Consider the following 26,046-nt stretch of genomic DNA (forward strand, 5'->3'; position numbering starts at 1 on the left):
CCTCCCGAGAGCCGGTGCGCCCCGCCGGTGCCGGTCCAGGGGTCAGTGGCGGGTCACCCGGACCTCCCATTCGCCGGCGGAGTCACGGCCCAGCACCCGGACCGTGAGGCCCGCGGCAGGGTCGTTGAAGACCTCGCCCACGCGGAAGGGCGCGTCGTTGAGGGAGTTGAACGATCCGCTGCTGAAGTCGCAGGCGCTGCTGGTGGGATGGGCGTCCCGTACGGTCACCGGGCCGGCGCCGGAGTCGATGTCGGTACGGACCTGGTAGACGAGTACGCCCTCGCGGCAGGCCTCAGCGTCGTTGCCCGACGCCTGCCGGGCCTCGATCACATAGGCGCGGGTCCGCCCGTACGGAACGACAACGGCCTTGCGGCCACCTGTCAGTGACACGGCGCGCAGCGCGTACGTCCATTCGCCGCGCACCGAGGCGCAGGCGATCTGGGTGTCGTCCAGCCAGCCGAGCCGCCATTTGTGCCAGGCGAGCAGGTCGCCGCCCAGACCCCAGTCCAGGGACATGCTGTCCCACTGGCCCGCCAGGGTGTCGGTGCGCTGGAAGTCGTCGGAGGCGTAGAGGTCGGGCAGGCCGAAGGCGTGGCCGTTCTCGTGGCCGAGGACGCGGGAGCCCGACTGGTCGTGGCCGTAGATCAGCGAGACCCGGTCGAGCCGGGCGCCGTCGTCGGTGGTGGCGGCCGAGGCGCCGGTCCAGGTGACCGACAGGACGGCCTCGTCGGCGGGCGGACCCGCGTTCGGGGTGACGAGGATGTTGACCAGGTCGTAGCCGCGGAAGTCGATGTCCCGGTCGGCGACCTGGAGCAGGTCGCGCATCATCGCGGTGTGCGCGTCCCAGCCGTAGCCGCGGCCGATCCCGTACGAGGAGAACGGCCGTGGCATGCGGATGTAGCGCATCACGGGCGTCGACTCGTAGTGCAGCTTTCCGTACGAGCCGCGGTCGAACCACTGCTGGACGGCGGGGAAGAACTCCGCGTACCGCTCCTTGGCGCTGTAGGGCGCGGGCGCGTCGGAGAAGTCGATGAACAGGGTCAGGGCCCGCACCCGGCCGGTCGACGGGGCGAACTCACTGCCCACCCCGCGCGCGGCCCGGTCGGGAAAGCCCTCGGACATCGCGGTGCCCGGTGTCGCGCGCAGCGCGCACGGCCGGGCGGCCGTCGGCGGGGAGTAGGCGGCCTGCGGCCCGGTGGTGGCCGTACTGGCCACCGCGAGCAGCGCGACCGTCCCGATGGCGGCGGCCTTCAGCCCCGCTCCGGGCATCCACGGTATTCGCCCGTCCGTCGCCACGGCGCTATCCCTCGCTGACCTTGACGGCCCAGGAGCCGTCCAGGGAGCGGGAGGCGACCGTCACGCGGACCCGGCCCGCGTCGTAGGAGTAGGACTCGCCCACGCCGAGCGGCGCGTCGGCCAGCTGCGGGTAGGCGGAGCCGTCGTGGCAGGCGGAGGTGGCGGGGTGGCCGTCGAGGACGTCGACGGGGCCTTCGCCGGACTCGGTGCCGGAGCGCACCTCGTAGAGCAGCACGCCCTCCCGGCACAGCCCCACGTCGTTGCCGGCCGAGGTGCGCGCCTCGATGGCGAGCGCGGTGCGCTGCCCGGTGCGGACCACGACGAGCTTGCTGCCGCCCGCGGTCTCCAGCGGTGTCAGTTCGTGCCAGGTGGTGCCCCGCCGGGACACGCACTGCACCTGGCTGTCCTGCAGCCAGCCGAACTTCCACTTGTGCCAGGCGAACGGCTCGGGGGCGAGGCCGAACTGGCTGCCCATGAGGTCCCAGTCGCCGACATGGGTGTCCCAGTCGGCGTCACTGCCGATGGCCGGCCTGGAGTACAGGTCGGGGAGGTCGAAGACATGGCCGGTCTCGTGGGCCAGCACGTTGTGGTCCGGGGGGTGTTGCTCGAACACCGTGACCAGCCGCCGCAGATCGGTGCCGTCCGCCCGCATCGGGGTGGCGAGGTTCACGACCTTGGTGGCGTCCGCGTCGACGCCGGGGGCGTCCGGGTCCGCGACCAGGTAGACGAAGTCGTAGGCGGAGAAGTCCACCGTGGGGTCGGCCACCGCGATCGCGTCCCGCAGGTACCCGGTGCGCAGATCGGGGTCCCAGTCGCGCCGGATCCCGTAGTCGGTGGAGTTCCGCGGCATCTTGATCCAGTGGTCGACGGGGTGGTCGCGCAGCTGGAACTGCCCGTACGAGGCACGGTCGTAGAAACGCGAGGTCTCCGGGAAGTGGTCGGCGGCGACCTCTTGGGTCGTCAGGGCCGGCACGGCGTCCGGAAACGAGAGGAAGATCATCACGGCGTCCAGCGCCGTGCTCGGCCGGGGGTACGAGGCGTTCCACGTATCCACTCCTTCGGAGTGGTGGGCCGTGGTGCGCGGCAGGGCGCAGTCCCCGCCGGGAGCGGCGGCCGCGGTGGGCCCCGCGACGAGCGTCCAGGCGACGACGGCGGCGAAGACACTCGCCGCCGCCGCCATCGCGCGCAGGGGTCGCCGCCGCGCCCGTATGAGGATGCCTGACCGCCGCACATGGACCTCCGGGGAGGAATCGTGAGCCCGTTCGGGACACCTTCACCACGTTGCTATGAATTGCGACGTTATGTCCTGTTGAGTTGCTCCGCCCGGGGTGATTCCGTCGTCATTACTGTGCGTAATGGCCTATCCGAATCGGTCAGTTGCTCGCCGCATTCGTGCAGAAACGATCAATCCGTCAGCTTGCGTGCCAAGAATCACCACGACGGCGCTGGATCAGCCGCTCCGCCAGCGCCTATGATCGCCACCGAGACCAGCGCGACACGGGGAGCGGGCAATGGGCGGACCCTCGGGCGGCCCCAGTGCCGAACCCGACATCACACCGGTAATCCTCACGCTGAGTAACGGTTCCCCTCCGGGGCCGCCCGGCCCCACGGCCGGTGAACCGCGCGACTACCGCGCCGCCTTCACCGCGGCCCGGCTGCCCATGGCGCTGGTGGACCGCGACGGCTGGGTGCTGGAGGCCAACCAGGCGCTCGGCGCGCTCCTCGGCACCAGCACCGCCGGGCTCGCCGCCCGCGTCGCCGCCGGACTGCTGGGCCTGGCCGACGACGATCCGGTCCGCACCGCCTACCGTGAGGTCCTCGGCGGCCGCCGCGACCAACTGCGCTGCACCCGCCGCATCAAGCGCCGCGACGGCGGCTCCCTGTGGGCCGAGGTGACGCTCTCCGGCACCGGAAGCGCCTGCGGGACGGCGCTGCTGTCCGTCGAGGACATCGGCGAACGCCACAGCCTGCGCGAGCAGTTGCGCCATCTGCAGATGCACGACTCCGTCACCCGGCTGCCCAACCGGGCGCTGTTCTTCGAGCGGCTCTCCGCCGCCCTCGACGGCGCCGGCAGCAGGACCGGCCGGATCGGGCTCTGTTACCTCGACCTCGACGGCTTCAAGGCCATCAACGACACCCTCGGGCACCGGATCGGCGACCAGCTGCTCGCCGCCGTCGCCCAGCGGCTGCTGACCTGCGCGGAGCCCGGCGGCAACCTGGTCGCCCGGCTCGGCGGCGATGAATTCGCCCTGCTCGTCCGGGACTCCACCGGCACGGGACAGGCCACCGTGCTCGCCGAGTCCGTACTCACCTCACTGCAGCGGCCGTTCGACGTGGACGGCCAGCGGCTCGCCGTGTCGGCGAGCATCGGGGTGGTCGAGCGCGAGGTGGCCGGCAGCTCCGCCACCGGACTGATGCAGGCCGCCGACACCACGCTCTACTGGGCCAAGGCCGACGGCAAGGCCCGCTGGACGCTCTTCGACCCCGAGCGCAACGCCCACCGCATGACCCGGCAGGCGCTGTCCAGCACGCTGCGACAGGCCGTGGAGCGCGGGGAGTTCATCCTGGAGTACCAGCCGCTCGTCGGGCTCGACAGCGGTGTGCTGCGCGGCGTCGAGGCGCTGGTCCGCTGGCAGCACCCGCACTTCGGGCGGCTGGCGCCGGACCGTTTCATCGGCCTCGCCGAGGAGAACGGCTCCATCGTCCAGCTCGGCCGCTGGGTGCTTGCCGAATCGTGCCGTCAGGCGCGGGTCTGGCAGAAGGACCACCCGGACGACCCGATCTTCATCAGCGTCAACGTCGCGGTCCGGCAGGTCTGGGACTCCGACCTCGTCGCCGATGTCGCCGCCATCCTGGAGGAGACCGGGCTGCCGCCGGAACTGCTGCAGCTGGAACTCACCGAGTCCGCCGTCATGGGCTCGGCCGGCCGGCCGCTGCAGGCCCTGCACGCGCTGAGCGAGATGGGCGTGCGGATCGCCATCGACGACTTCGGCACCGGCTACTCCAACCTCGCCTACATGAGCCGGCTGCCGGTCTCCGCCCTCAAGCTCGACGGTTCCTTCGTCCAGGGCTTCCGCTCGGCCGAACACCCCAACCCCGCCGACGAGACCATCGTCGAGGCCCTGGTGGAGCTCGCCCACCGGCTCGGTCTCACCGTCACCGCGGAATGCGTCGAGAACGCCGAACAGGCCGAGCGGCTGCGGCGGATCGGCTGCGACACCGGTCAGGGCTGGCACTACTCCCGTCCCGTCGCCGCCGAGCGGATCTCCGAACTGCTCGCGGGCTGACGCCGGGCGGCCGCTGCCAGGCCCGTGTGGCCCCTGTACCCGCACATGCCGGAGCCCGCGTCCGTGGGGGGAAGGGACGCGGGCTCCGGATGGGGCGGTCAGGTCAGCAGGCGCCGAGGTCCTGCCACACGCCCCATTCGCCGGTGGTGCCGGGCTCCTCGCCCGTCGTCCACCACTTGGCCTTCCAGTTGTGGCCCTTCCAGGAGACCGTTCCGCTGGCACTGGTGTAGACGGCGGAGGAGCTCCAGGCGGCCGCGGCGCAGGTGCCGGTGGGCGGCGTCGTCGGCGGGGTGGTGGGAGGCGTGGTCGGAGGCGTCGTGGGCGGAGTGGTCGGCGGGGTGGTCGGAGGAGTCGTGGGCGGGGTCGTCGGCGGTGTGGTGCCGCAGCCGCTCGCGGAGCCGCCCACCGCGGTGTTGATCTTGTTGAGCAGCGTGGTGCCGGTGTCCAGGTCCAGCAGCGAGTACATCATCGCGCCGGCCAGTCCGCGGCAGTGCGCGTAGTCCGCGCGGGCCTGGATCGACTGGGCGTTGAGACCGGTCCAGAACTCCGTGCCGTTGTAGAAGTACGAGGACTTCGACGCGTCGTCCCAGAAGGTGGTCGCGGGGTTGTCGACGATGCCGCCGAGTTCCTTGTAGTACGCGATACCGGCCGTGGCGCTGAGGCTGCGGGCCGGGGCGGGGCCGCTGGCGGGCTGGCCCAGACCGTGGTTGGCACCGGCGGGAACGCCCGTCCAGCCGCGGTAGTAGAGCTCGTAGCCCAGCGTCAGCTTGTTGGCGGGGAAGCCGCCGGCGATGCCGTATGCGGCATTGCCGTCGAGCCAGGCGTTCACCGCGTTGGTGATGTTGTACTTCTCGGTGCCCGGCGCGATCGGGTCGGTCGGGTCGGTGGCCGACGGGACGAGCGGCGACTGGTGGTAGACCGGTCCGTCGGTGTCCCAGGCGCCGTGCATGTCGTAGGTCATGATGTTCGCGTAGTCGAGGTACTGCCCGACCTTGTTGGTCTCGATGTGCGAGATCTTGTCCTGGCCGGCCGGCAGCGCGGCGGTCAGCAGCATCTTCTTGCCGCCGTTGGCGGTGCCGTACGCGTCGAGCTGCTTGCGGAACTCGGCGAGCAGCAGCGTGAAGTTCTGCTTGTCGGCCGCGTCCACGTGGTTGCCGAGGTGGCCGCCCGTCGAGCCCGGGTACTCCCAGTCGAGGTCGATCCCGTCGAACACGCCGGCCGCGGAGCCGGGGCCGCCGAAGCCGCCGTCGACGGGCAGGTTGCCCTTGATGTACTGGTCGATGCAGGACGTCACGAGCTTCTTGCGGCTCGCGTCGGTCTTCGCCGCGTCCGAGAAGTACTTGGAGTACGTCCAGCCGCCGATGGAGATGTCGACCTTCAGCTTCGGGTACTTCGCCTTGAGCTTCCGCAGCTGGTTGAACGCGCCGGTGATCGGCTGGTTCCAGGTGTCGGCCACCCCGTCGACGCTGTCGGCCGCGCCGAAGGACTTCTGGTAGTCCGCGAAGGAGTCGCCCGCGCCGTCACCGGCGCTGGGGTTGTTCTCGTCCTGCGAGGCGGCCTTGTTGGCCTCGAAACAGGTGAGGTCGGTCGGGTGGATGTTCCCGAACGAGTAGTTGATGACGTCGAGCTTGCTCGCGATCCCCCGGGTGTCGAGGTCCTTGGGGTAGAAGGCGTTGCCGTACACGCTCCACTGGTCGTAGTAGGCGATCTTCACCCCGCCGCTGCTCGCGGCCGCGGCGGCCGGCTGGGCGTCGGTACCCGCACTGCCCGCGGCGCTCGCCGGGGCGAGTCCGCCGACGAGCGCGGTGATCGCGCCGAGGGCGAGGGCCGCACTGGTGGCGGCAGCCACGAGTGATCTTTTCTGGAGCTGCACGAAAGACCTCCGGGGGGAGAGGGAGGAGCAGGGGGCTGCGCCATGAATAGCGCCCTTGAGATGCTCCGGTCAATGGTCTGAACCAGACTTAGGACTAGACCAATTGGCGCGCCGGCTACCCGCCAGAAACCCCCTCCGGCCAGCGAAAAGCCGCCTGTCGCAGGTGCTGACAAGCGGCTTTAGCCTGAGTTAAGGATCCGGAACATGTCCCTCCGGGAGACGAACCACGCCCCTTCGGGAAACCCGTTTTTAACCGCCGGGGCGTTCGGCGGGGCGATCGGCGGTGCGGGCTCGGGGTCGCCCCGCGGGGTCGTTCCGAGTGCCCTACGACTCGCCGCCGGGCAGCCCGTAGGCGTCCGCGATCAACGCGTAGGACCGCAGACGGGCGGCCGGCGTATGGGCGTTGGCCGTGATGATCAGCTCGTCCGCACCGGTCCGCTTCACCAGGGCGTCGAGCCCGTCGCGGACCTCCTCCGCACCGCCGTGCACCACATTGACGAGCCAGGAGTCGATGAACTCCCGCTCCAGGGCGCTGAATTCGTACGCCTCGGCCTCCTCGGGCGACGGGATGAGCCCCGGCCGCCCGGTGCGCAGCCGCAGCATGCCGAGCGCACCGGTGAGCACCTGGCGGCGCGCCTCGGCGGGGTCGTCGGCCGCGAGGGCGGAGACGCCGATCGCGGCGTACGGGCGGTCCAGGACCGCGGACGGGCGGAACGATTCGCGGTAGAGCTCCAGCGCGGGAACGGTGTTGGCCGCCGAGAAGTGGTGCGCGAAGGAGAACGGCAGGCCGAGCGCGCCGGCCAGCCGGGCGCTGAAGCCGGAGGAGCCGAGCAGCCAGACCGACGGACGCGACGCGGACTGCACCCCGCCGGCGACGGAGCCCTGCACCGGTCCGGGGATCGCGTGGATGCGCGCGTAGCGGTGCCCGTCCGGGAAGTCGTCGTCCAGGAACCGGGTCAGCTCGGCGAGCTGCTGCGGGAAGTCGTCGGCGCCGTCCGGGCGGTCGGTGCGGCGCAGCGCCGCGGCGGTGGCGCCGTCGGTGCCGGGCGCGCGGCCCAGACCGAGGTCGATCCGGCCGGGGGCGAGCGCCTCCAGCGTGCCGAACTGCTCGGCGATCACCAGCGGGGCGTGGTTGGGGAGCATCACTCCGCCGGAACCGAGCCGCAGCGTGCGGGTGAACGCGGCGAGGTGGGCGAGGATCACCGCAGGGGAGGAGCTGGCCACACCCGGCATCGAGTGGTGCTCGGCGACCCACATCCGGTGGAATCCGCGGGCCTCGGCGAGTTCGGCCAGTTCGACACTGGCGCGCAGGGCGTGGGTGGCGGTCAGCCCGCTTCCCACGGTCGCCAGGTCGAGCACGGACAGCGGCACGGGCGCGCTGCCACGGGCTGCTCCGCGGATGTCATCGGTGGTCTGCGGTTCGTCTCCCACGGGGGGCGCCTCCTCGGTCATGTATTCGCCTGCGGCAACTGGAACCGGAGACGCACTCCGGTTATTCCCGGCCGACCATCACCCGACCATCGGCCGACCCGCACCCCGCCCTCCACCCCGATCACCCCTCGACCAGGCCAATGGCATATGCCGATGCGACGCTTTCCTGCATATACGCACGAAGCCCACCGATCGGCCGGTCAACGGCCTCTACCTTCAACGCCGTTACGGCTATCGTGGGAAGCGGCTCGGCTGTCGGGTCCGATCGGTACGCCCATCGGCCGTGACCAGCAGCTACAGCCGTGACGTACGGCACGCCGCACCGGACGCGAACGGCACACCTGCAGGGGGATTCCGTGGCGCTTGAGTACCGACAGATCGCGCCGGTGTACGCGGTCCAGTACGCGCTGCGCGTACTGGAGGCCGTCGACCACCACCGGCACGGCGTGACGGCCGAGCAGCTGGCCCGCGAGATCGGCGTGCCCATCGGCTACCTCTCGCAACTGCTGGCCATGCTCAAGCGCGAGCGCTATCTCGCGTTCCTGCCCGGCGGCGGATACGTGACCGGCGAATCCCTCGTGCTGCTGGGCGCCGCCGACCGTGAGCAGGCGCTCGCCGACAAGCTCAACAGCGTCCTCAACGAGCTGCGCGACGAGGTCGGCGCCGCCGTCTATTTCGGCCGTTACGACGACGGTGAGGTGACGGTGGTCGACGTGGCGGACGGGCCGGCCACCCCGCGGGTGAACGAATGGGTGGACTTCCGCTCCTCCGCACACGCCAGCGCGGTCGGCAAGTGCCTGCTCGCGCAGCTCGACCACCGCGGCCGCCGCGAACACCTGTCCCGGCACCGGACCGCGCGCCTCACCTCGCGCACCGTCGTCGACGAGAAGGCCCTGCTCTCCGACCTGGAGAGCCGGCCGGCCAGCCACCCCATGCTCGACCTGCAGGAATACGCGGTCGGCACGGTCTGCGCCGCGGTACCGGTCACCATCGGGAAGACGGTCGCCTGCCTCGCGCTGTCGATGCCCACCTCCCAGGCGCACCGCCTCAAACCGGCCGTCGACACCCTGAACGAACGCGCGGCCCCGGTGCTGCTCTCGCTCAGCTTCTGACCCACCAGGACCGGCCACTACCCGGTGTACGACACGAAGAAGGCCCCCCGCTTCCGCGAGGGGCCTTCGACCGTCTGTGCGCCGTCAGGGACTCGAACCCCGGACCCGCTGATTAAGAGTCAGCTGCTCTAACCAACTGAGCTAACGGCGCGTGCTGACATGGAAGATCGTACCCGATCCTCCGGGGTGCTCAAAAACCGGCGGCGGATCTCCGCCAGGCGGGATCCTGCCAGGCCGTGCCGGTGCGCGGCGCGGCTCCGGGCCGATAGATCATGTGCATGACGCCGATAAGACGCCGCGCCTCCCTGCTCGCCAGCGCCACCGCGCTCGCGCTCAGTACCGGACTCCTCCTTCCCACGACCCCCGCGACCGCCGCCCCCGGCGCCACCCCGCGCCCCGCGGCACCGCAGCAGGCCACCACGTACGACATCACCCTGGTCACCGGGGACGTCGTGCACTTCGCCGACGGGGCCGGCAACCAGGACACCGTCACCGTGGACCGCCCGCACGGCGCCCCCGGCGGCGTGCACGTCCAGCAGGCGGGCGGTGAGACCTACGTGCTGCCGGACGAGGCGCTGCCGCTGATCGCCGCCGGCAAGCTCGACCGCCGGCTGTTCGACCTCACCGCGCTGGTGAAGATGGGCTACGACGACGCCCGCTCCGGCGGCGTCCCGATGATCGCCACCTACACCGCCGCCGCCCGCGCCGCCCGGTCGCTGCCCGCCGCCCCCGCCGGCAGCACCACCACCCGGCAGCTGCCGAGCATCGGCGGCGCCGCGCTCAAGGCCCGGAAGAAGGACAGCCGCGCCTTCTGGCAGGACGTGGTGGCCGCGCCGGCCGCCGCGGCGAAGGCACGGTCGCTCGACAACGGCATCGACAAGCTGTGGCTGGACGGCCGGGTCGAGGCGAGCCTGAAGGAGTCGGTACCGCAGATCAACGCGCCGCAGGCCTGGGCGCAGGGCTACGACGGCAAGGGCCGGAAGGTCGCCATCCTGGACACCGGGATCGACGACACCCACCCGGACCTGAAGGACCAGGTCTCCGCCGAGCAGAGCTTCGTCCCCGACCAGCCGGTCACCGACCGGAACGGTCACGGCACGCACGTCGCCTCGACGATCGCGGGCACCGGAGCCGCCTCCAACGGCGACTACAAGGGCGTCGCGCCCGGCGCCAAGCTGCTGATCGGCAAGGTGCTCTCCAACGAGGGCTCCGGCGAGGACTCCTGGATCATCGCGGGCATGGAGTGGGCCAAGGCCCAGGGCGCCGACGTGGTCAGCATGAGCCTCGGCTCGCCGCTCCCCGACGACGGCACCGACCCGATGTCACAGGCGGTCGACAACCTCTCGGCGAACGGCGGACCGCTCTTCGTCATCGCCGCCGGAAACGCATACGAAGCCGGCTCCATCGGCTCGCCCGGCTCCGCGGCCGCGGCGCTCACCGTCGCCGCCGTGGACAAGCAGGACGGCCGCGCCGACTTCTCCAGCATGGGCCCGCTGACCGGCTCGTACGCACTGAAGCCGGACATCTCGGCGCCCGGCGTCGACATCACCGCCGCCCGCTCGCAGGCGCTCGCCTCCGGCAGCGGCATGTACCAGACCATGTCCGGCACCTCGATGGCCACGCCGCACGTCGCCGGCGCCGCCGCGATCCTCAAGCAGCGGCACCCCGACTGGAGCGGGCAGCAGCTCAAGGACGCGCTGATGAGCTCGTCGAAGCAGCTCACCGCCTTCACCCCGTACGAGATGGGCACCGGGCGGGTCGATGTGCTCGCCGCCGTGGACTCCACGGTCCAGGCCACCGGCTCGGTCGACGCCGCCGTCTACAAGTGGCCGCACGCCGGTGCCACGAGCACCACGCGCACCATCACCTACCGCAACAACGGCACGGCGGACGTCACGCTGAACCTCGCGCTGGACCCGGCCGCCCAGGCGGCCGGCGCCTACACGCTGTCCGCGAAGACGGTCGCCGTCCCGGCGGGCGGCACCGCCGCGGTCACCCTCACCCTCGACCCCACGACCGTCCCGGCCGCGACCACCTTCTCCGGCCAGGTCACCGCGACCGACGCGGCCGGCGGCAAGGCCGTCGCGCACACCGGCTTCGCGCTCACCAAGGAGCAGGAGCTCTACGACTACACGATCAAGCTGACCGGACGCGACGGGAAGCCGGCCGCCGGCACCGTCGTCCTCGCCGAGAAGGACAACCCGTACCCGTCGCCGCTCGACGTGGCCGGCGAGCGCACCCTGCGGCTTCCGCCGGGCACGTACATGGCGTACGCGGAGCTGGAGGTCACCGGTGACACCCCGGACTCCCGCGGCCTGGCGGTGCTCACCGACCCCGGGACGGTGCTCACCAGGAACACCACGGTGACGCTCGACGCGAGCACGGCGCACAAGGTCAGCGCCCGCGTCCCGCAGGAGACCGAGCAGCGCCAGCTGCACCTGGACCTGGCCCGCACCTTCTCCAACGGCAACCTCATCCGCGACGCGTACATCGTGCCGCCGGCGGTCGACACCATCTACGCCGCGCCCACCCGGAAGGTCACCGACGGCACCTTCTCCTTCGTGACCCGCTGGCGGCTCGGCGAGAAGCAGGTCGACGCCTCGGCGCACGGCCGGGACCTCGAACTGCTGCCGCAGGCCGGCGCCACCGTCCACGACGGCTCGGCCGAGCTGCGCGTCGTCACCGCGGGCAAGGGCGCCGCGGCCGACTACGCGGGTCTGGACGCCAGGGGCAAGGCCGTCGTCATCACCCGCAGCGACGACGTCTCCCCCGCCGACCGCGCCGCGAACGCGGCCAAGGCGGGCGCCAAGCTGCTGATCGTCGTCAACGACGGCACCGGCCGGCTCTCCGACTACTACGCGGACGACGCGGGCACCAGCACCCCGCTCGGCGTCGTCTCGATCATGCGCGACGCGGGCGCCCGGCTCGTCGCCGACGCCAGGGGCGGCAGGCTCACCCTCGACGTCACACAGCGCACCGACCCGCGCTACCTCTACGACCTGCTCTCCCAGCAGGACGGCGCGATCCCCGACCGGTCCCTCGCCTACACCCCCGACCCCAAGCGGGACCTCGCCCGGATCGACGCCAAGTACGACGGCGACCGGCAGCGGGCCGGCGGCGGCTTCCGCTACGACATCCCCGCCTGGGGGCCGGGCATCGGCTTCACCGAGAAGGAGTCCTACCCCGGCGTGCGCACCGAGTACGTCTCGCCGCAGCACGGCGCCGGCTTCTGGTACGAGGACCACGCCGTCTACCGGCCGGACTACTCGGACGAGCTGTTCGAGATGCGCGGCGGCAACGACCACTTCGCCGCGGGCCGGCACTACTCCACCGAGTGGTTCGGCGGGGTGGTGCGACCGCGTCTGGGCCAGGCGTTCTGGGGTCCGAACCGCAGCGTCTACAACGACATCCAGTTCAACATCACGCCGTGGACGGACGCGGGAGCGGGCCACTCCGGCTCGATGCCGCCGGACGAGTACGACACCACCACGTACACCGGCTACCAGGGCGACACCGTGATCGCGAAGGGCACCGGCCGGGCGGGCGGACTGTGGAACGTGTCCCCGCAGACCCTCCCGTACCGCCTGGTGCTGGACTCCGCACGGGACGCGAAGGAGTGGAAGAGCTCGATCCGCACGCACACCGAGTGGGGCTTCGTCTCCGGCGCGATTCCGCAGAACGGACCCTGGCAGGAGGACGTCAAGCTGCTGCAGCTCGACTACGACGTACCCACGGACACCGCGGGTGACGTCAAGGCCGGGCAGTGGACGCGGATCGGTCTGTCGTCCGCCACGCAGCAGTGGCTGGCCGGCGTGACGAAGGCCACCAGGGCGACGCTGTCGGTCTCGTACGACGACGGCAAGACCTGGGCGCCGACCCTCCTGGTCAGGACGGGCGACGGTTCCTGGACCACGCTCGTCAGGACGCCGAACAAGCCCGGCGGCGCGGTCTCGCTCAAGGCCACCGCCCAGGACGGCAAGGGCGGCACCGTCAGCCAGGAGATCATCCGCGCCTTCGGCCTGCGCTGATCCCGGAGCCGATCCCGGGAGCGATCCCGGCGGCTGATCCCGGCGTGCTCGCCGCACGCCGATCATGACGCGGGGCTGGAGGGGAGGATGGTCATCAGCACCCCCTCCGGCCCCGTATGATTGACCCGTAGGCGCCGTTAGCTCAGTTGGTTAGAGCAGCTGACTCTTAATCAGCGGGTCCGGGGTTCGAGTCCCTGACGGCGCACAGCAGAACACCAAAGGTGCTCTTCCTCCGGGAAGAGCACCTTTGGTCGTTTCCGGCCGGTTGTTCCGGCCGCGACCCGCACGGCGCAGGCCGGCGCGCGGGGGGCCCGGTGAGGTGGTCGACTGGTCCGGTGTCGCAAAACTCCCCCCATAGGAGCCCCGCATGGCGATCCTCGTGATCTTCGAATTCCCCGGTATGACCCAGGCCGACTACCAGCAGAGCGTCGTCAAGGTGACCGGTGGCCGTGACACGGTCAAGAACTCCGCGGACTGGCCGGTGCCCGGCCTCATCTCGCACACCGCCGCCCCCACCGCCGACGGCTGGATCGTCGCCGACGTCTGGGAGTCCGAGGAGGCGTTCCAGAAGTTCGGCGAGATCATCGTGCCGATCCTGACCGAGATCGGCATCAAGGACGCGCAGCCGAAGACCTACCCGGTGTTCAACCTGGTGACCCCGTAGTCCCGGCATCCGGATCGAAGACCCCTCGCGGAAGCGGGGGGCCTTCCGGGTTCCGCGGCACCGCGGGCCGCGGGCCTCAGCGGGCCGGCTCCGGCAGGATCTGGCGGGGGACGGTTCTGGGGTGGCCCGGGCGGCTCCATTCGCGGGGGTAGCCGACGGAGACCTCCTCGAAGCGCACCCCGTCGTACCAGGCGGTCCGGGGAATGTGCAGATGGCCGTAGACCACCGCGCTCACCGTGAACCGCCGGTGCCAGTCGGCCGTCCGCTCGGTGCCGCACCACTGGGCGAACTCCGGGTAGTGCAGGATCCGGGTGGGCTGGCGGACCAGCGGGAAGTGGTTGACCAGGACCAGCGGGAGGGCCGGATCGCAGTCCCGCAGCCGCCGCTCGGACTCCTTCAGCCGGGCCCGGCACCAGGCGTCGAGGCTCGGGTACGGATCGGGATGCAGCAGGAACTCGTCACTGCACACGATCCCGGACTTGTACGCCTGGGCGAGCGACTCCTCCTTGTTCGCGGCGGTGTCGGTGCGGAACGTGTAGTCGTAGAGGACGAACAGCGGCGCCACGACGGCCGGGCCGCCCGCGCCCTCCCAGACCGGGTACGGGTCCTCCGGGGTGAGCACGCCCAGCGAGCGGCACATCTCGACCAGATGGCGGTAGCGCGCCTCGCCGCGTAACTGGACCGGGTCCTCGGCCGGGGTCCACAGGTCGTGGTTGCCGGGCGCCCACACCACCCGGGCGTATCTGCCGCTGAGCAGGGTCAGCGCCCACTCGATGCCGTCCGTCAGCTCGCCCACGTCGCCCGCGACGATCAGCCAGTCGGTGTCCGACTCGGGGCGCAGGCCCTCGACGATCTTCCGGTTCTCCGCGAACGCCACATGCAGGTCGCTGATCCCCCAGAGCTTTCCATCCGGCATATGCAGACGGTAGGCGGATCCGGGCACGGGCGGTACCCCGCCCAATGGGTGATCCTGGCCTACGCCGGGCGCGCCGGTCCCCCGTGCCGCCCGGGCGGCGGAAGTGTTCGCCGCGTGCTCGCCCTGATCGCCGCCCACTTCGTGCTCGCCGCCTGCGCCACCCCTCTGGTGCGGTGGCTCGGCCGGCGAGCCTTCCTCGTCCTCGCGCTGGCACCGGCCGCCACGACGGTGTGGGCGTTCACCCAGTGGGCGGCCGTCGCCGACGGCGCGGTGCGCACCGAGCAGTGGCGGTGGGCGCCCGCCCTCGATCTGAGCATCGCACTGCGGCTCGACGCCCTCGGGCTGCTGCTGACCGTGCTGGCCGGCGGCGTCGGCACGCTCGTACTCGTCTACTGCACCGGCTACTTCGGCGACGACGAGCCGGGACTGGCGAACTTCGCGGGCGCCCTGACCGCCTTCGCGGGGGCGATGCTGGGGCTCGTCCTCGCCGACGACCTGATCCTGCTGTACGTCTTCTGGGAACTGACCACCGTCTTCTCGTTCCTGCTCATCGGCCATCTGTCGGAGAAGAAGGCCAACCGGCGCTCCGCGCTGCAGGCGCTGCTCGTCACCACGGTCGGCGGCCTGGCCATGCTCGTCGGACTGCTGATGCTCGGTCAGGCGGCCGGTACCTACCGGATCTCCGTCCTCGTCGCGCATCCGCCGCCGCTGGGCGGCACGGCGGTGCCGGTCGCCCTGGTGCTGGTGCTCGCGGGAGCGCTGTCGAAGTCCGCGATCTGGCCGTTCAGTCTGTGGCTGCCCGGTGCCATGGCGGCGCCGACGCCGGTCAGCGCCTATCTGCACGCGGCGGCCATGGTGAAGGGCGGCATCTATCTCGTCGCCCGGTTCTCCCCCGCCTTCGCCGTGGTCGCGCCCTGGCGGGGTGTGACGCTGACGCTCGGCGCCGCCACGATGCTGCTCGGCGGCTGGCGGGCGCTGCGCGAGACCGACCTCAAGCGGATCCTCGCCTACGGGACGGTGAGCCAACTCGGCTTCCTCACCGCGCTGGTGGGGGCCGGGTCCCGGTACACCGCGCTGGCCGGCGCCACCATGCTGCTGACGCACGCGCTGTTCAAGGCGCCGCTGTTCCTCGTGGTCGGCATCGTCGACCACGCCACCGGGAGCCGCGACATCCGCCGGCTCGCCGGTCTGGCGCGCGCGATGCCGGTGGTCTGCGGCACCGCCTGCCTCGCCGGTGCCTCGATGGCGGGCCTGCCGCCCTTCCTCGGCTTCGCCGCCAAGGAGGCCTCGTTCGCCGCGCTCTGGGCGGGCGGCACCGCCGACCGCCTCACCCTGTACGCGACCGTCGCCGGATCGGCCCTGACCACGGCGTACACCCTGCGCTTCCTGTACGGCGCGTTCGGTCCTGCCACGTCGCCCGACCTGCCGCGGGCGACCGCGCACGGCGGGCGGACGACGGCGGCCCTGTGGGCTCCCACCGCGCTGCTGGCGCTGGCGGGCCTGGTGCTGGGCCCGGGGGTGGGCCTGCTGGCGCCGCTGATGGAGCGCTACGCGGCCGCGTTCCCGTCCCGCGGCACCCCGTACCACCTGGCCCTGTGGCACGGCGCCGGCCTCCCGCTCACCCTGTCGGAGATCGCGTGGGCGGCCGGTGTGGCGCTGTTCGTCGCTCGGAACCACCTGGTCCGCTGGGGCAAGCGGCTGGCGCTGCCGAGCGCCGAGGCGGCGTTCGCCCAGATCCTGTGGCAGACCGAGCGCTTCGCGCTGCAACTGACCGGGAGCATCCAGCGCGGTTCGCTGCCGGTCTATCTCGGCACGGCGCTGCTGGTCTTCTCCGGCGCCGAGGCGGCGGCGCTGTTCACCGACCGGCCGTGGGCGTGGGGCGGCTCGCCACACCTGTGGGACGACGCGGGCCAGATCGCGGTGGCGGCCGCCGTGGCGGCGGCGGGCGTGCTGTGCCTGCCGACCCGGCAGCGGATGAAGGCGGTGGTGCTGGCCGGCACGACCGGCTACGGCACCGGCGTGCTGTTCGTGCTGCAGGGGGCGCCGGACCTCGCGCTGACGCAGTTCACGGTGGAGACGACCAGCATCGTCGTGTTCGTCCTGGTGCTGCGCCGCCTCCCGCACCGCTTCCCGCCGACGGCGACGGCCTGGCGCCGCGCCCTGCACGCCGCGCTCGGCGTCACCACCGGGACGCTGGCGGCGGGTCTGACGTATCTGGCGGTGGCGGCCCGCCGGCATCCGTCCGCGGGCGCCGCCATGGTGGCCGAGACCGCGCACGACGGGCTGAAGAACGTGGTCGCGACGATCCTCGTCGACCTGCGGGCCTGGGACACGATGGGCGAGTCGGCGGTGCTGGCGGTCGCGGCCGTCGGCGTGACGAGCCTGGTCTATCTGCGCCGCCGGGCCGGTGCGCTGCCGCGCGTGCCGGAGGACGGCGGCACGGCGGGCGTGTGGGCGTCGGAGGTGCGGGCCGGGCCGCGTGCGGCGCCCGAGCGCACCTGGCTGGCGGCCGGTGACACCCTCGACCCCGACCGGCGCTCGGTGGTCTTCGAGGTGGTGGCGCGGCTGGTCTTCCACCCCATCCTCGTCCTCTCGCTGTATCTGCTGTTCTGCGCTGAGAACCTGCCGGGCGGCGGCTTCACGGCCGGGCTGGTCGCGGGGCTGGCGCTCGTCGTGCGGTATCTGGCGGGCGGGCGCTACGAGTTGGCCGAGGCGGCGCCCGTCGACGCCGGGTTCCTGCTCGGCACCGGCCTGATGATCTCCGTCGGAACGGGTCTCGGCGGGCTGGTGCTCGGCTCCGACGTCCTGGACAGCGGGGTGTTCCACACCCGGCTGCCGCTCTTCGGCGAGGTGCACGTCCCCAGCTCCGTGCTCTTCGACTTCGGCGTGTACCTGCTGGTCCTCGGGGTCGTCCTCGACGTGCTGCGGAGCCTCGGCGCGAAGATCGACCAGCAGATCGAGCGCGAAGAAGCCCGGAGGAAGGCATGAACGCCACCGTCGCCCTGATCGCCGCCGGCGGGGTGCTGTTCGCCTGCGGGACGGTGCTGCTGCTCGCCCGCCCGCTGACCCGCATCCTGCTCGGCGCCGTCCTGCTCGGCAACGGGGTGAACCTGCTGGTGCTGGCCACCTCGGGCCGTTCGGGGAAGGCGCCGCTGCTGTCCCCCGGCACCGATCCGGCGGTCGTCTCCGACCCGTTCCCGCAGGCGATGGCGCTGACCGCGATCGTGATCACCCTGGCGCTGACCGCGTTCCTGCTCGCGATGGCGTACCGCAGCTGGCAGCTGACCGGCAGCGACGACGTACAGGACGACGTCGAGGACATCCGGGTCGCGCTGCGGGCCGAACACGAGGGGACGCGCGCCGAGTTGCGGACGGTGATCCGCGCGGACCGGGCCCGGCAGGCGCGGGCCGAGGACTCCGAGGACCTCGACGACGAACTGTGGGACAACGTGCTGGGGGCCGACCGATGAACGCGACCGCGCTGCTGCCGCTGCCCGTCGTCCTCCCGCTCTTCGCCGCGGGCCTCAAACTCGCCGTCGGACTGCGGCTCCCCCGCATCCAGCGGTTCATCAGCGCGGCCGTCCTCAGCGTGGTGCTGGCCGCCTCCGTCACGCTGCTGGTGGCGGCCGACCGGGACGGCCCGCAGGTGATGCACGCGGGCGGCTGGCCGGTCCCGATCGGCATCGCGCTGGTCGCCGACCGGCTGTCGGCGCTGATGCTGGTCGTCTCGTCCGCGGTGACGCTCTGCGTGCTGGTGTACTCCATCGGCCAGGGCATGGCCGACCGCGACGAGGCGACGCCGCTGTCGGTCTTCCACCCCGCGTATCTGATCCTCGTCGCCGGGGTCTCCGACACGTTCCTGTCCAGCGACCTGTTCAACCTCTACGTCGGCTTCGAGATCATGCTGACGGCGAGTTACGTCCTGCTGACGCTCGGCGGCACGGCGGCCAGGATCCGCGCCGGGGCCACGTACATCGTGGTGTCGCTGCTGTCCTCGGTGCTCTTCCTGGTGGCGATCGGCATGGTCTACGCGGCCACCGGCACCATGAACCTCGCGGAGCTCTCCGTGCGGCTGGCCGATCTGCCCGCCGGGATCCGGCTGGTGCTGCAACTCGCCCTGCTCACCGTCTTCGGCATCAAGGCGGCCGTCTTCCCGCTCGCCGCCTGGCTCCCCGACTCCTACCCGACCGCGCCCGCGCCCGTCACCGCCGTCTTCGCGGGGCTGCTCACCAAGGTCGGCGTGTACTCGATACTGCGCACCCAGACGCTGCTCTTCCCCGGCACCCGGCTCGCCGAGCCGCTGATGCTGATCGCCCTGCTGTCGATGGTCGTCGGGATCCTGGGCGCGGTCGCGCAGACCGACCTCAAACGGCTGCTGTCCTTCACCCTCGTCAGCCATATCGGGTACATGGTCTTCGGCATCGCGCTGGCCTCCCGGGGCGGCATCGCGGGCGCGGTCTTCTACGTCGCCCACCACATCACGGTGCAGACCACACTCTTCCTGGTCACCGGGCTGGTGGAACGCCGGGGCGGCACCACCGATCTGCAGCGGCTCGGCGGGCTCGCCAAGATCTCCCCGGTGCTCGCCGCCGTCTTCTTCGTGCCCGCGATGAACCTCGCCGGGATCCCGCCGCTGTCGGGGTTCCTCGGCAAGCTCGGACTGCTGCGCGCGGGGGTCGCCGACGGCGGCGCCTGGGCGTATGTGCTGGTCGGTGGTGGTGTCGTGACCAGTCTGCTGACGCTCTACGCGCTGATCAAGGTCTGGAACCTGGCCTTCTGGCGGGCCGCGCCGCCCGATCTGTGCGCCGACGGCACCGTGCTGGAGACGGACGACAGCGACGACCAGGACGACTCCGACGAGGAGACCCTGATGCCCGCCGGGCGCCCCGAGTCGGCGTCCCTCAGCGGCCGTTCGATCACCACCACCGCCGCGCTCCCCCGCACGATGCTCGCCGCCACCATGGCGCTGGTCGCCCTCGGGCTGGCCTACACGGTGCTCGCGGGCCCGCTGACGGGGCTCGCCGACCGGGCGGCCGGCGAGCTCCTGTCACGAACGCCCTACGTACAGGCGGTTCTGGCGCACTGACGCGGGGATCGCTCGCGGGTCAGCGGTCGTGAATCGTGTGCGTCGCCGCGATCTGCTTCCAGGACTTCGGCTCCGCCTGCGGTGCGGCCGGGGCGGCACGGAGCGCGCCGGCCTTCGGGGCGGCCGGCGGCGCCGCGGGCTTGGCCGCGGTGAACAGCCAGGTCTCGAAGAGCGGGCCGAGCTTCTTCCCGGAGATCTTCTCGGCGAGCTTCTGGAACTCGGTGATGGAGCCGTTGCCGTACTGGTGCTGGGCGGGCCAGGCCTTCAGCAGGGCGAAGAACGCCTTGTCGCCGATCTTGTTGCGCAGCACCTGGATGGCGACGGCACCCCGGTCGTAGACGGCGCCGTCGAACTGGTTCGCCGCGCCGGGGTCGCCGGGCTTGACCGTCCAGAACGGGTCGTCGGCCGGGTGCTGGCTGTAGACCCAGTCGGCGAGTTCCTGCGCGGTGCCCTCGCCCTCGTGCTCGGACCACAGCCACTGGGCGTAGCTGGCGAAGCCCTCGTTGAGCCAGATGTCCGACCAGCGGGAGAGGGAGACGCTGTCGCCCCACCACTGGTGCGCCAGCTCGTGCACGATGACCGAGGGGTTCGCGCCGCCCGCGAACTGCGCGGGGCTGTAGAAGACCCGGCCCTGCGTCTCCACGGCGTAGTGGGTGGGCACGTTGGGGGCGTAACCGCCGGCGGCGCTGAACGGGTACGGGCCGAAGTAGCCGCTCTCCCAGTCGATGATCTCGCCGGTGCGCTCGATGCTGGCGCGGGCGGCGCCGTCGTTGTCGCCCAGGTCCTTGCTGTAGGCGTTGATGACGGGCAGGCCGTTGGCGGTGGTGTTCCGCGTGATGTCGAACTTCCCGACCGCGAGGGTGGCCAGGTACGTGGCCTGCGGCTTGTTCTGCCGCCAGTTGTAGCGCGTCCAGCCGAGCTTCGAACTCTGCGAGACCAGCACACCGTTGCTGATCGCGGCCGAGCCGTCGGGGACGAGCACCGAGACGTCGTAGGTGGCCTTGTCCAGCGGGTGGTCGTTGCTGGGGAACCACCACCAGGCGGATTCCGGCTCGTTGGCGGCGACGCCGCCGTCGGGGGTGCGCTGCCAGGACGTGAAGCCGTAGCGCTTCACCTTGCCCGGGACGCCGGAGTAGCGGACGACGACGGTGGCCTGCTGGCCCTTGGCGAGCGGGGTGGCCGGGGTGATCTCCAGCTCCTGCTCTCCGCTGGTGGCGAACTTCGCGACCCGGCCGTTGACCCGGACCTCGCTGACGTCCAGCGCGAAGTCGAGGTTGAAGCGGGTCAGTCCCTGGGTGGCGGTGGCCAGCAGGGTGGCGGTGCCCTCCAGCTCGTCGGTGGCGGGCTGGTACTTCAGCCGCAGGTCGTAGTGGGAGACGTCATAACCCCCGTTCCCGTACGTCGGGTAGTACGGGTCGCCGATGCCGGGCGCGCCCGGTCCGGCGTCGGCGGCGGATGCCGGGATCGCCAGCAACAGGCCGGCGGCGCTCACGGCGGAAACGATCGCTCTCTTACGCACAGGGGTCCTCCAGCGCGGGGTGAGTTCGGACACCCCGACCCTAGGAACCAGTCGTGTGTCCCAGCTACCCCTTCACCCACTGCTGTCTCAAGACCTTCACCGTGCGCAACACAACGTCTCAAAACACCGTCCGGCGCACGCCCGCCGTGACGTCGGCTCAACCTGTCTTCAACGCCGCCTTCATCATCGCCCGCGCGATCGGCGCCGCCAGCCCGTTCCCGCTGACCTCCGAGCGGGCCGCGTCCGACTGCTCGACGACCACGGCGACCGCGACCTGGTGGCCCTTGCCGTCGTCGGCGTAGGAGACGAACCAGGCGTACGGCGTCCCGCTGTTGTTCTCGCCGTGCTGGGCGGTGCCGGTCTTCCCGCCGACCTCGACACCGCTGATCTTCGCGTTGCTTCCGGTGCCGTTGTCGACGACGTTGACCATCGCCTTGCGCAGCTTCGCCGCGGTGTCCGCGCTGACCGCGCGGGTGCTCTCGCCGTCCGGGTAGGACTGCAGCACGGTGCCGTTGCCGTCCGTGACCTGCGAGACCATGTGCGGGCTCGCCAGCTCGCCGCCGTTGGCGAGGGCCGCGACGACCATCGCCATCTGCAGCGGGGTCGCGGTGTCGTCGAACTGCCCGATGCCGGACAGGGCGGTCTGCGCCTTGTCCATGCCCTTCGGGTAGACGCTCTTGGCCGCGCGCACCGGGATGTCCAGGCCGTCGGTGTTGAAGCCGAACTTCTCGGCGGCGGCGCGCACCTTGTCCTGGCCGAGGTCGACGGCCATCTTGCCGAAGACGTTGTTGCAGCTGTACTGGAGCGCGGTGTTGATGCTCGCGTTCTCGCAGGGAGCGGACGCCGACTCGTTGGCCAGCACCCGCGAGGTGCCGGGCAGCGGGTACGGGTTCGGGCTGGCGGTCTTCTCGTCGATCGACGAGTACAGCCCGTTCTCCAGGGCCGCCGCGGCGACGACCAGCTTGAACGTCGACCCCGGCGGGTACGCGGCGCGCAGCGCCCGGTTGAGCATCGGCTGGTCCTTGTCGGCCTGCAGGGCGCTCCACGCCGCCCCGTCGGCCTTCGAACCGCCCGAGATCTTCGACGGGTCGTAGCTGGGGGTGCTGACCATGCCGAGGATCCGGCCGGTCGCCGGGTCGATGGCGACGGCCGCGCCCTTCTTGTCGCCGAGCCCCTTGAAGGCGGCCTGCTGCACGGCGGGGTCGATGGTGGTGATCACATCGCCCGGCTCGGTGGCCTTGCCGGTGAGCGAGTCGGGCAGGCTCTTCAGCCGCGGGTCGGTGCCGCCCAGGATGCCGCGGTAGATGCCTTCGAGCTGGGTGGCGCCGTAGACCTGCGAGCTGTAGCCGGTGACCGCCGAGTACAGCCCGCCGCCGGTGTACGTGCGCTGGTAGCGCAGGTCGCCGCCGCTGGTGGTGGTGGAGCCGGTCACCGGCTTTCCGCCCACGACGATGTCGCCGAGCGGGTTCGCGTACTGCGCGATGATGTTCCGCCGGTTGTGCTTGTCGTCCGCGAGCGCCCGGCCGTCCACCGCCTGCATCCACGTCACCCGCACCATGACCGCGAGGACGAGCAGGAGGCTGAAGACCGACGCACGCCTGATTGTCTTGTTCATCCCCTGCAAGAACGTTCCAGGGGGATTCGTTGGTTCCGGCGGGTGAGCACAGGTTCCTCACAGGTCGCGGCTCCCGCACGGAACCGCCCCGCTCTGTGAGGATCGCCACCGTGCGCACCCTGCGAGGGATCGAGTGGCCGCTGGTCGGCTGGCTCGTCGTCGTCTGGGTGCTGCTGTGGGGCAGCATCACCGCCGCGAACGTCGTCACGGGCCTGGTCGTGGCGGTCGTGCTGTGCCTGGTCTTCCCGCTGCCGCCGCTCAGTTTGGGACTGCGGATTCACCCGGTCGGCCTAGTGCGGTTCGCCGCGCTCTTCCTCGCCGATCTGACCCTCTCGGGGCTGCGGACGGCATGGCAGACCCTGACCCCCGCCCCGCTGCCCTGCGCGGTGCTGGCGGTCCCGCTGCGCTGCTCCGGCGACCTGATGCTGACGGCCACCGCGATCGCCGTCTCGGCGGTGCCGGGCAGTGCCGTGCTGGAGGTCCAGCGGTCCACGGCGACGCTGTTCGTGCACGTCATGGGCTCGGACATCGAGGAGGCCAGGGACGGGGTACGCCGGCTGGAGGAGCTGGTGGTGCGCGCCTTCGGCACCCGCGCGGAGATCGCGGCGCTCGACGAGGGAGGCACATCGTGAAATGGGTCACCGCGGCCGTCCTGGGGCTGCTGATCGCGGCCGGTGTGATGGTCTTCGTCCGGCTGGTGCGCGGGCCGTCGATGCTCGACCGGGCGGTGGCGGTGGACGCGCTGCTGGCCGTCGTGGTCGCCGGCCTGGGCGCGCAGGCGGCGGCCGACCGCACCCCGTACTCGCTCCCGGTCCTGCTGGTGCTGGCCTTCCTCGGCTTCACCGGCTCGGTCGCGATCGCCCGCTTCATCGCCCTCCGGGACGAGGACTCGTCATGACCGCCCCGGACTGGGGTTCCGTGTGCGACTGGGCCGCCGCGGTCTTCCTGCTGCTCGGCGCCGCGCTCTGCTTCGTGGCCGGGGTCGGGCTGCTGCGGCTGCCCGACACCCTCACCCGGATGCACGCGGCGACCAAACCGCAGGTCCTGGGCCTGCTGCTGGTGCTGGCGGGGGTGGCTCTGCGGCTGCGGTCCTGGGTGGACGTGGGCACCCTGGTGCTGATCGGGGCGTTTCAGCTGATGACGGTGCCGGTGGCGGCGCACATGGTGGGGCGGGCCGCGTACCGCACCGGCCAGGTGCGCGGCGACCAGCTGGTCCTCGACGAGCTGGACGATCATCTGACCCGACCCGACCCCGGCTGAGTCCAACCGGTAAGTTCGATATGTGACAAATGCTCGGATCGTCGGAGCACTGCGGTCCCTGGAATCCACCGTCCTGGCCCGCCAGGGCATGGCGCTGCCCCTGCTGGCCATCGCGGTCGTCTCCGCGGCCGACCTCGCGGCCGGCCGGGACCACTACATCGGGCCCGGAATGGTGGTCGCCCCGGCGCTGGCCGGCATCACGACGACCTGGCGGCGCACCCTGCTCGTCGCCGTCCTCGGCCTCGTCGCGCAGACCGCGCTCGCGCCGTACAACGGGGTCACCCAGGTCCGCGACTGGGTTCTGCTCACCGGCCAGCTCGCCACCTACATCGTGGTCAGCCTGGTCAGCGCCTACATCGCCTGGCGGCGCGAGACCGGGCAGCGGGCCTTCACCGCGATCACCTCGGTCGCGGAGGCCGCCCAGCGCGCCCTGCTGCGGCCCCCCGGCGACCGGGTCGGTGACGTCCGGCTCGCCGTCCGGTACGTCTCGGCGGCGGACGCGGCCCAGATCGGCGGCGACCTGTACTCCGTCCTGGACACCCCGCACGGCGTGCGCGCGCTCATCGGCGACGTCCGCGGCAAGGGCCTGGACGCCGTCCAGACGTCGGCGGTCGTGCTCGGCGCGTTCCGCGAGGCCGCGTACGACGAGGGCGGACTGACCTGCGTCGCGCAGCGCGTCGAGGCGAGCGTGCAGCGCCATGTCGTCTCCGGCGAGTTCGCCACCGCCCTCTTCGCCGAGTTCGACGGCCCCGGCTCCGTCGAGTTCCTGCACTACGGCCATGTGGCACCGCTGCGCATCACCCCGGACGGAACGGTGACGACGCTGAACCCGCCGGACCCCTGGGTGCCGCTGGGCCTCGGCCGGCTGGTCAAGGGGACGGCCGTGCCCTGGCGGTCACCGCTCGGCGGCGAGGACGTGCTCGTGCTGTGCACGGACGGGGTGATCGAGGCCCGCAGCCCGGTGGACGGCTCCTTCTACCCCCTCGCCGAACGGGTCGGGGCCCTGGTGGCGGGGCTGGCCCAGAACCTGGAGGAGGCCGTCGAGCGCGTCTACGCCGACCTGCTGCGCCACGCCGGCGGCTCCCTCGGCGACGACGTCGTCCTCCTGCTGCTCGCGCCCGCCCGGCCCCCGGCGCGGCCGGTCTGAGGCGGAACCGGGGACACCGCCGGTACGACCCCGCCGCGTGGCTGGAAGCATCGCACTGAGTACCCACTCGATGACGTGTCGTCAAGATGCCCTAGCGGCAAGGCGTTCGCCTGTTCTAGGGTTACTCCGTGGCCCTGGACCCCGGCCCCGCTCCAGGCGGAGCCCGGCAGGGCTCAAGTGCCTCCAACTCTGCAGGACGTGGACCGGCGTCATGGCGAAGCTTGCGGCGATCTCGCGACTCCCCCTCTCCGACCCGCGGCGTTCGACTCTCGACGTCTCCTGGACGTTCTCGCTGCACCGCACCCCGGGGAGCGATGAGCTGGCCGCCAGGATGACGTGCGCCGCGCTCGACACCCTGGGGCCGTACGGGCAGGTCAGCGCGCAACTGGCCACCGCGATCGCCCTGGCGTGCGGCTATGTCGTCGAGCACGGGTTCGCGCACCGGTACCGCGTGACCCTGGGTGTGGACGGGGCGCGGTGCACGGTCTCGGTGACCGATTACGGCTACGACAAACCGCTCACGGTCCCGCCCGACCCACCGCATTCGTACGCCGCGACGGCCCTGTGCCAGCAGCTCGCCCACCCCACGGAGAACGGAGCGCGGATCGACGGTGTGCAGGTGCACCACGCCACCGACGGAGCGGTCCTGATCCGCTTCCGCGCCCTGCTTCCCGCCTCCGCGGCCGAGGCCGCCGACGACTCCGCCCCAGGGCTCCCCCAGCCTCCCCCGGCCGCGCCGGACCACTCCCGCAGTCCAGGCGCCCGAGGGTGAGGTGCGCCCGGCCGGCGGCTCCGGGGGGAGCGGGTCGCCG

Annotated in this window: 19 protein-coding genes and 2 tRNA genes; 13 read left to right on the forward strand and 8 right to left on the reverse strand. The window is 71.7% G+C overall.

Features of this window, described 5'->3' with window-relative positions; all coding sequences use genetic code 11:
- Positions 1–42 precede the first annotated feature (42 nt).
- Together LNW72_RS15890 and LNW72_RS15895 are read right to left on the reverse strand one after the other, a co-directional pair.
- Positions 43–1,296: a M6 family metalloprotease domain-containing protein gene (locus tag LNW72_RS15890; protein ID WP_250976019.1), complete on the reverse strand. Its 1,254-nt coding sequence runs from the start codon at positions 1,294–1,296 to the stop codon at positions 43–45.
- 4 nt (positions 1,297–1,300) lie between these two features.
- A complete protein-coding gene (locus tag LNW72_RS15895) occupies positions 1,301–2,476 on the reverse strand; it encodes a M6 family metalloprotease domain-containing protein (protein ID WP_250980175.1) in 1,176 nt (391 codons plus the stop codon).
- Positions 2,477–2,807: 331 nt separating this feature from the next.
- Here LNW72_RS15895 and LNW72_RS15900 point away from each other — a divergent pair, with 331 nt between their 5' ends.
- Entirely contained in the window at positions 2,808–4,583 is a 1,776-nt protein-coding gene (locus LNW72_RS15900; RefSeq protein ID WP_285369581.1) for a bifunctional diguanylate cyclase/phosphodiesterase, read from the forward strand.
- Between the two features lie 103 nt (positions 4,584–4,686).
- Here LNW72_RS15900 and LNW72_RS15905 read toward each other — a convergent pair whose 3' ends face one another.
- Positions 4,687–6,432, reverse strand: coding sequence for a glycosyl hydrolase family 18 protein (locus LNW72_RS15905; protein ID WP_250976020.1), 1,746 nt, complete (start codon positions 6,430–6,432; stop codon positions 4,687–4,689).
- A gap of 348 nt (positions 6,433–6,780) precedes the next feature.
- Complete coding sequence (locus LNW72_RS15910; protein WP_250976021.1) at positions 6,781–7,887, reverse strand: LLM class flavin-dependent oxidoreductase; 1,107 nt, start codon at positions 7,885–7,887, stop codon at positions 6,781–6,783.
- Positions 7,888–8,243: 356 nt separating this feature from the next.
- Between LNW72_RS15910 and LNW72_RS15915 the strand changes: the two genes are divergently transcribed.
- Positions 8,244–8,999, forward strand: coding sequence for an IclR family transcriptional regulator C-terminal domain-containing protein (locus LNW72_RS15915; protein ID WP_250976022.1), 756 nt, complete (start codon positions 8,244–8,246; stop codon positions 8,997–8,999).
- Between the two features lie 77 nt (positions 9,000–9,076).
- Here LNW72_RS15915 and LNW72_RS15920 read toward each other — a convergent pair.
- A tRNA-Lys gene (locus tag LNW72_RS15920) sits at positions 9,077–9,150 on the reverse strand.
- A 127-nt stretch (positions 9,151–9,277) separates the two neighbouring features.
- Between LNW72_RS15920 and LNW72_RS15925 the strand changes: the two genes are divergently transcribed.
- From LNW72_RS15925 to LNW72_RS15935, 3 genes are all read left to right on the forward strand, one after another.
- Positions 9,278–13,027, forward strand: coding sequence for a S8 family serine peptidase (locus tag LNW72_RS15925; protein WP_250976023.1), 3,750 nt, complete (start codon positions 9,278–9,280; stop codon positions 13,025–13,027).
- Positions 13,028–13,158: 131 nt separating this feature from the next.
- Positions 13,159–13,232 (forward strand) — tRNA-Lys (locus LNW72_RS15930).
- A 162-nt stretch (positions 13,233–13,394) separates the two neighbouring features.
- On the forward strand, positions 13,395–13,691 hold the full coding sequence (locus LNW72_RS15935) for a hypothetical protein (protein ID WP_250976024.1): 297 nt from the start codon (positions 13,395–13,397) through the stop codon (positions 13,689–13,691).
- A 76-nt stretch (positions 13,692–13,767) separates the two neighbouring features.
- Here LNW72_RS15935 and LNW72_RS15940 read toward each other — a convergent pair whose 3' ends face one another.
- The gene (locus LNW72_RS15940) at positions 13,768–14,607 is read right to left on the reverse strand and encodes a metallophosphoesterase (protein WP_250976025.1); all 840 of its coding nucleotides are present in this window, start codon (positions 14,605–14,607) and stop codon (positions 13,768–13,770) included.
- Positions 14,608–14,721: 114 nt separating this feature from the next.
- On the opposite strand from LNW72_RS15940, the gene LNW72_RS15945 reads away from it, so the two are divergent.
- From LNW72_RS15945 to LNW72_RS15955, 3 genes are read left to right on the forward strand one after another with little or no spacing between them, the layout of a single operon-like run.
- Complete coding sequence (locus LNW72_RS15945; RefSeq protein WP_250976026.1) at positions 14,722–17,595, forward strand: Na+/H+ antiporter subunit A; 2,874 nt, start codon at positions 14,722–14,724, stop codon at positions 17,593–17,595.
- Positions 17,592–18,077, forward strand: a complete 486-nt coding sequence (locus tag LNW72_RS15950) for a Na(+)/H(+) antiporter subunit C (protein ID WP_250976027.1) — start codon at positions 17,592–17,594, stop codon at positions 18,075–18,077. The genes LNW72_RS15945 and LNW72_RS15950 overlap by 4 nt, the downstream gene beginning before the upstream one ends.
- On the forward strand, positions 18,074–19,693 hold the full coding sequence (locus LNW72_RS15955) for a Na+/H+ antiporter subunit D (RefSeq protein ID WP_250976028.1): 1,620 nt from the start codon (positions 18,074–18,076) through the stop codon (positions 19,691–19,693). The genes LNW72_RS15950 and LNW72_RS15955 overlap by 4 nt, the downstream gene beginning before the upstream one ends.
- A 19-nt stretch (positions 19,694–19,712) precedes the next feature.
- Here the strand turns inward: LNW72_RS15955 and LNW72_RS15960 are convergent, their stop codons facing one another.
- Complete coding sequence (locus LNW72_RS15960; protein WP_374117268.1) at positions 19,713–21,185, reverse strand: M1 family metallopeptidase; 1,473 nt, start codon at positions 21,183–21,185, stop codon at positions 19,713–19,715.
- 184 nt (positions 21,186–21,369) lie between these two features.
- Positions 21,370–22,827, reverse strand: coding sequence for a penicillin-binding protein 2 (locus LNW72_RS15965; RefSeq protein WP_250976030.1), 1,458 nt, complete (start codon positions 22,825–22,827; stop codon positions 21,370–21,372).
- Between the two features lie 110 nt (positions 22,828–22,937).
- On the opposite strand from LNW72_RS15965, the gene LNW72_RS15970 reads away from it, so the two are divergent.
- The 5 genes from LNW72_RS15970 to LNW72_RS15990 all read left to right on the forward strand — a co-directional run bounded on the left by LNW72_RS15970 (position 22,938) and on the right by LNW72_RS15990 (position 26,006).
- Complete coding sequence (locus LNW72_RS15970; RefSeq protein WP_250976031.1) at positions 22,938–23,459, forward strand: Na+/H+ antiporter subunit E; 522 nt, start codon at positions 22,938–22,940, stop codon at positions 23,457–23,459.
- A complete protein-coding gene (locus LNW72_RS15975) occupies positions 23,456–23,725 on the forward strand; it encodes a monovalent cation/H+ antiporter complex subunit F (protein ID WP_250976032.1) in 270 nt (89 codons plus the stop codon). Before LNW72_RS15970 ends, LNW72_RS15975 begins: the two co-directional genes overlap by 4 nt.
- A complete protein-coding gene (mnhG, locus tag LNW72_RS15980) occupies positions 23,722–24,087 on the forward strand; it encodes a monovalent cation/H(+) antiporter subunit G (RefSeq protein ID WP_250976033.1) in 366 nt (121 codons plus the stop codon). The genes LNW72_RS15975 and mnhG overlap by 4 nt, the downstream gene beginning before the upstream one ends.
- Before the next feature lie 22 nt (positions 24,088–24,109).
- Positions 24,110–25,234, forward strand: coding sequence for a PP2C family protein-serine/threonine phosphatase (locus tag LNW72_RS15985; RefSeq protein WP_250976034.1), 1,125 nt, complete (start codon positions 24,110–24,112; stop codon positions 25,232–25,234).
- Between the two features lie 211 nt (positions 25,235–25,445).
- Positions 25,446–26,006 carry a hypothetical protein gene (locus LNW72_RS15990; RefSeq protein ID WP_250976035.1) on the forward strand — a complete coding sequence of 187 codons (561 nt, stop codon included), beginning with the start codon at positions 25,446–25,448 and terminating at the stop codon, positions 26,004–26,006.
- The last annotated feature ends 40 nt before the right edge of the window (positions 26,007–26,046 follow it).

Origin of the sequence: Streptomyces sp. RKAG293 (genome assembly GCF_023701745.1) — a bacterium.
In the GTDB taxonomy this organism is placed as follows: domain Bacteria; phylum Actinomycetota; class Actinomycetes; order Streptomycetales; family Streptomycetaceae; genus Actinacidiphila.

Excerpts from the sequence above, each read along its gene's own strand:
- LNW72_RS15925 (WP_250976023.1), top strand. The coding sequence starts at position 9,278 with ATGACGCCGATAAGACGCCGCGCCTCCCTGCTCGCCAGCGCCACCGCG.
- LNW72_RS15895 (WP_250980175.1), bottom strand. The coding sequence starts at position 2,476 with ATGGCGGCGGCGGCGAGTGTCTTCGCCGCCGTCGTCGCCTGGACGCTC.
- LNW72_RS15955 (WP_250976028.1), top strand. The coding sequence starts at position 18,074 with ATGAACGCGACCGCGCTGCTGCCGCTGCCCGTCGTCCTCCCGCTCTTC.
- LNW72_RS15990 (WP_250976035.1), top strand. The coding sequence starts at position 25,446 with ATGGCGAAGCTTGCGGCGATCTCGCGACTCCCCCTCTCCGACCCGCGG.
- LNW72_RS15900 (WP_285369581.1), top strand. The coding sequence starts at position 2,808 with ATGGGCGGACCCTCGGGCGGCCCCAGTGCCGAACCCGACATCACACCG.
- LNW72_RS15940 (WP_250976025.1), bottom strand. The coding sequence starts at position 14,607 with ATGCCGGATGGAAAGCTCTGGGGGATCAGCGACCTGCATGTGGCGTTC.
- mnhG (WP_250976033.1), top strand. The coding sequence starts at position 23,722 with ATGACCGCCCCGGACTGGGGTTCCGTGTGCGACTGGGCCGCCGCGGTC.
- LNW72_RS15935 (WP_250976024.1), top strand. The coding sequence starts at position 13,395 with ATGGCGATCCTCGTGATCTTCGAATTCCCCGGTATGACCCAGGCCGAC.
- LNW72_RS15965 (WP_250976030.1), bottom strand. The coding sequence starts at position 22,827 with ATGAACAAGACAATCAGGCGTGCGTCGGTCTTCAGCCTCCTGCTCGTC.
- LNW72_RS15950 (WP_250976027.1), top strand. The coding sequence starts at position 17,592 with ATGAACGCCACCGTCGCCCTGATCGCCGCCGGCGGGGTGCTGTTCGCC.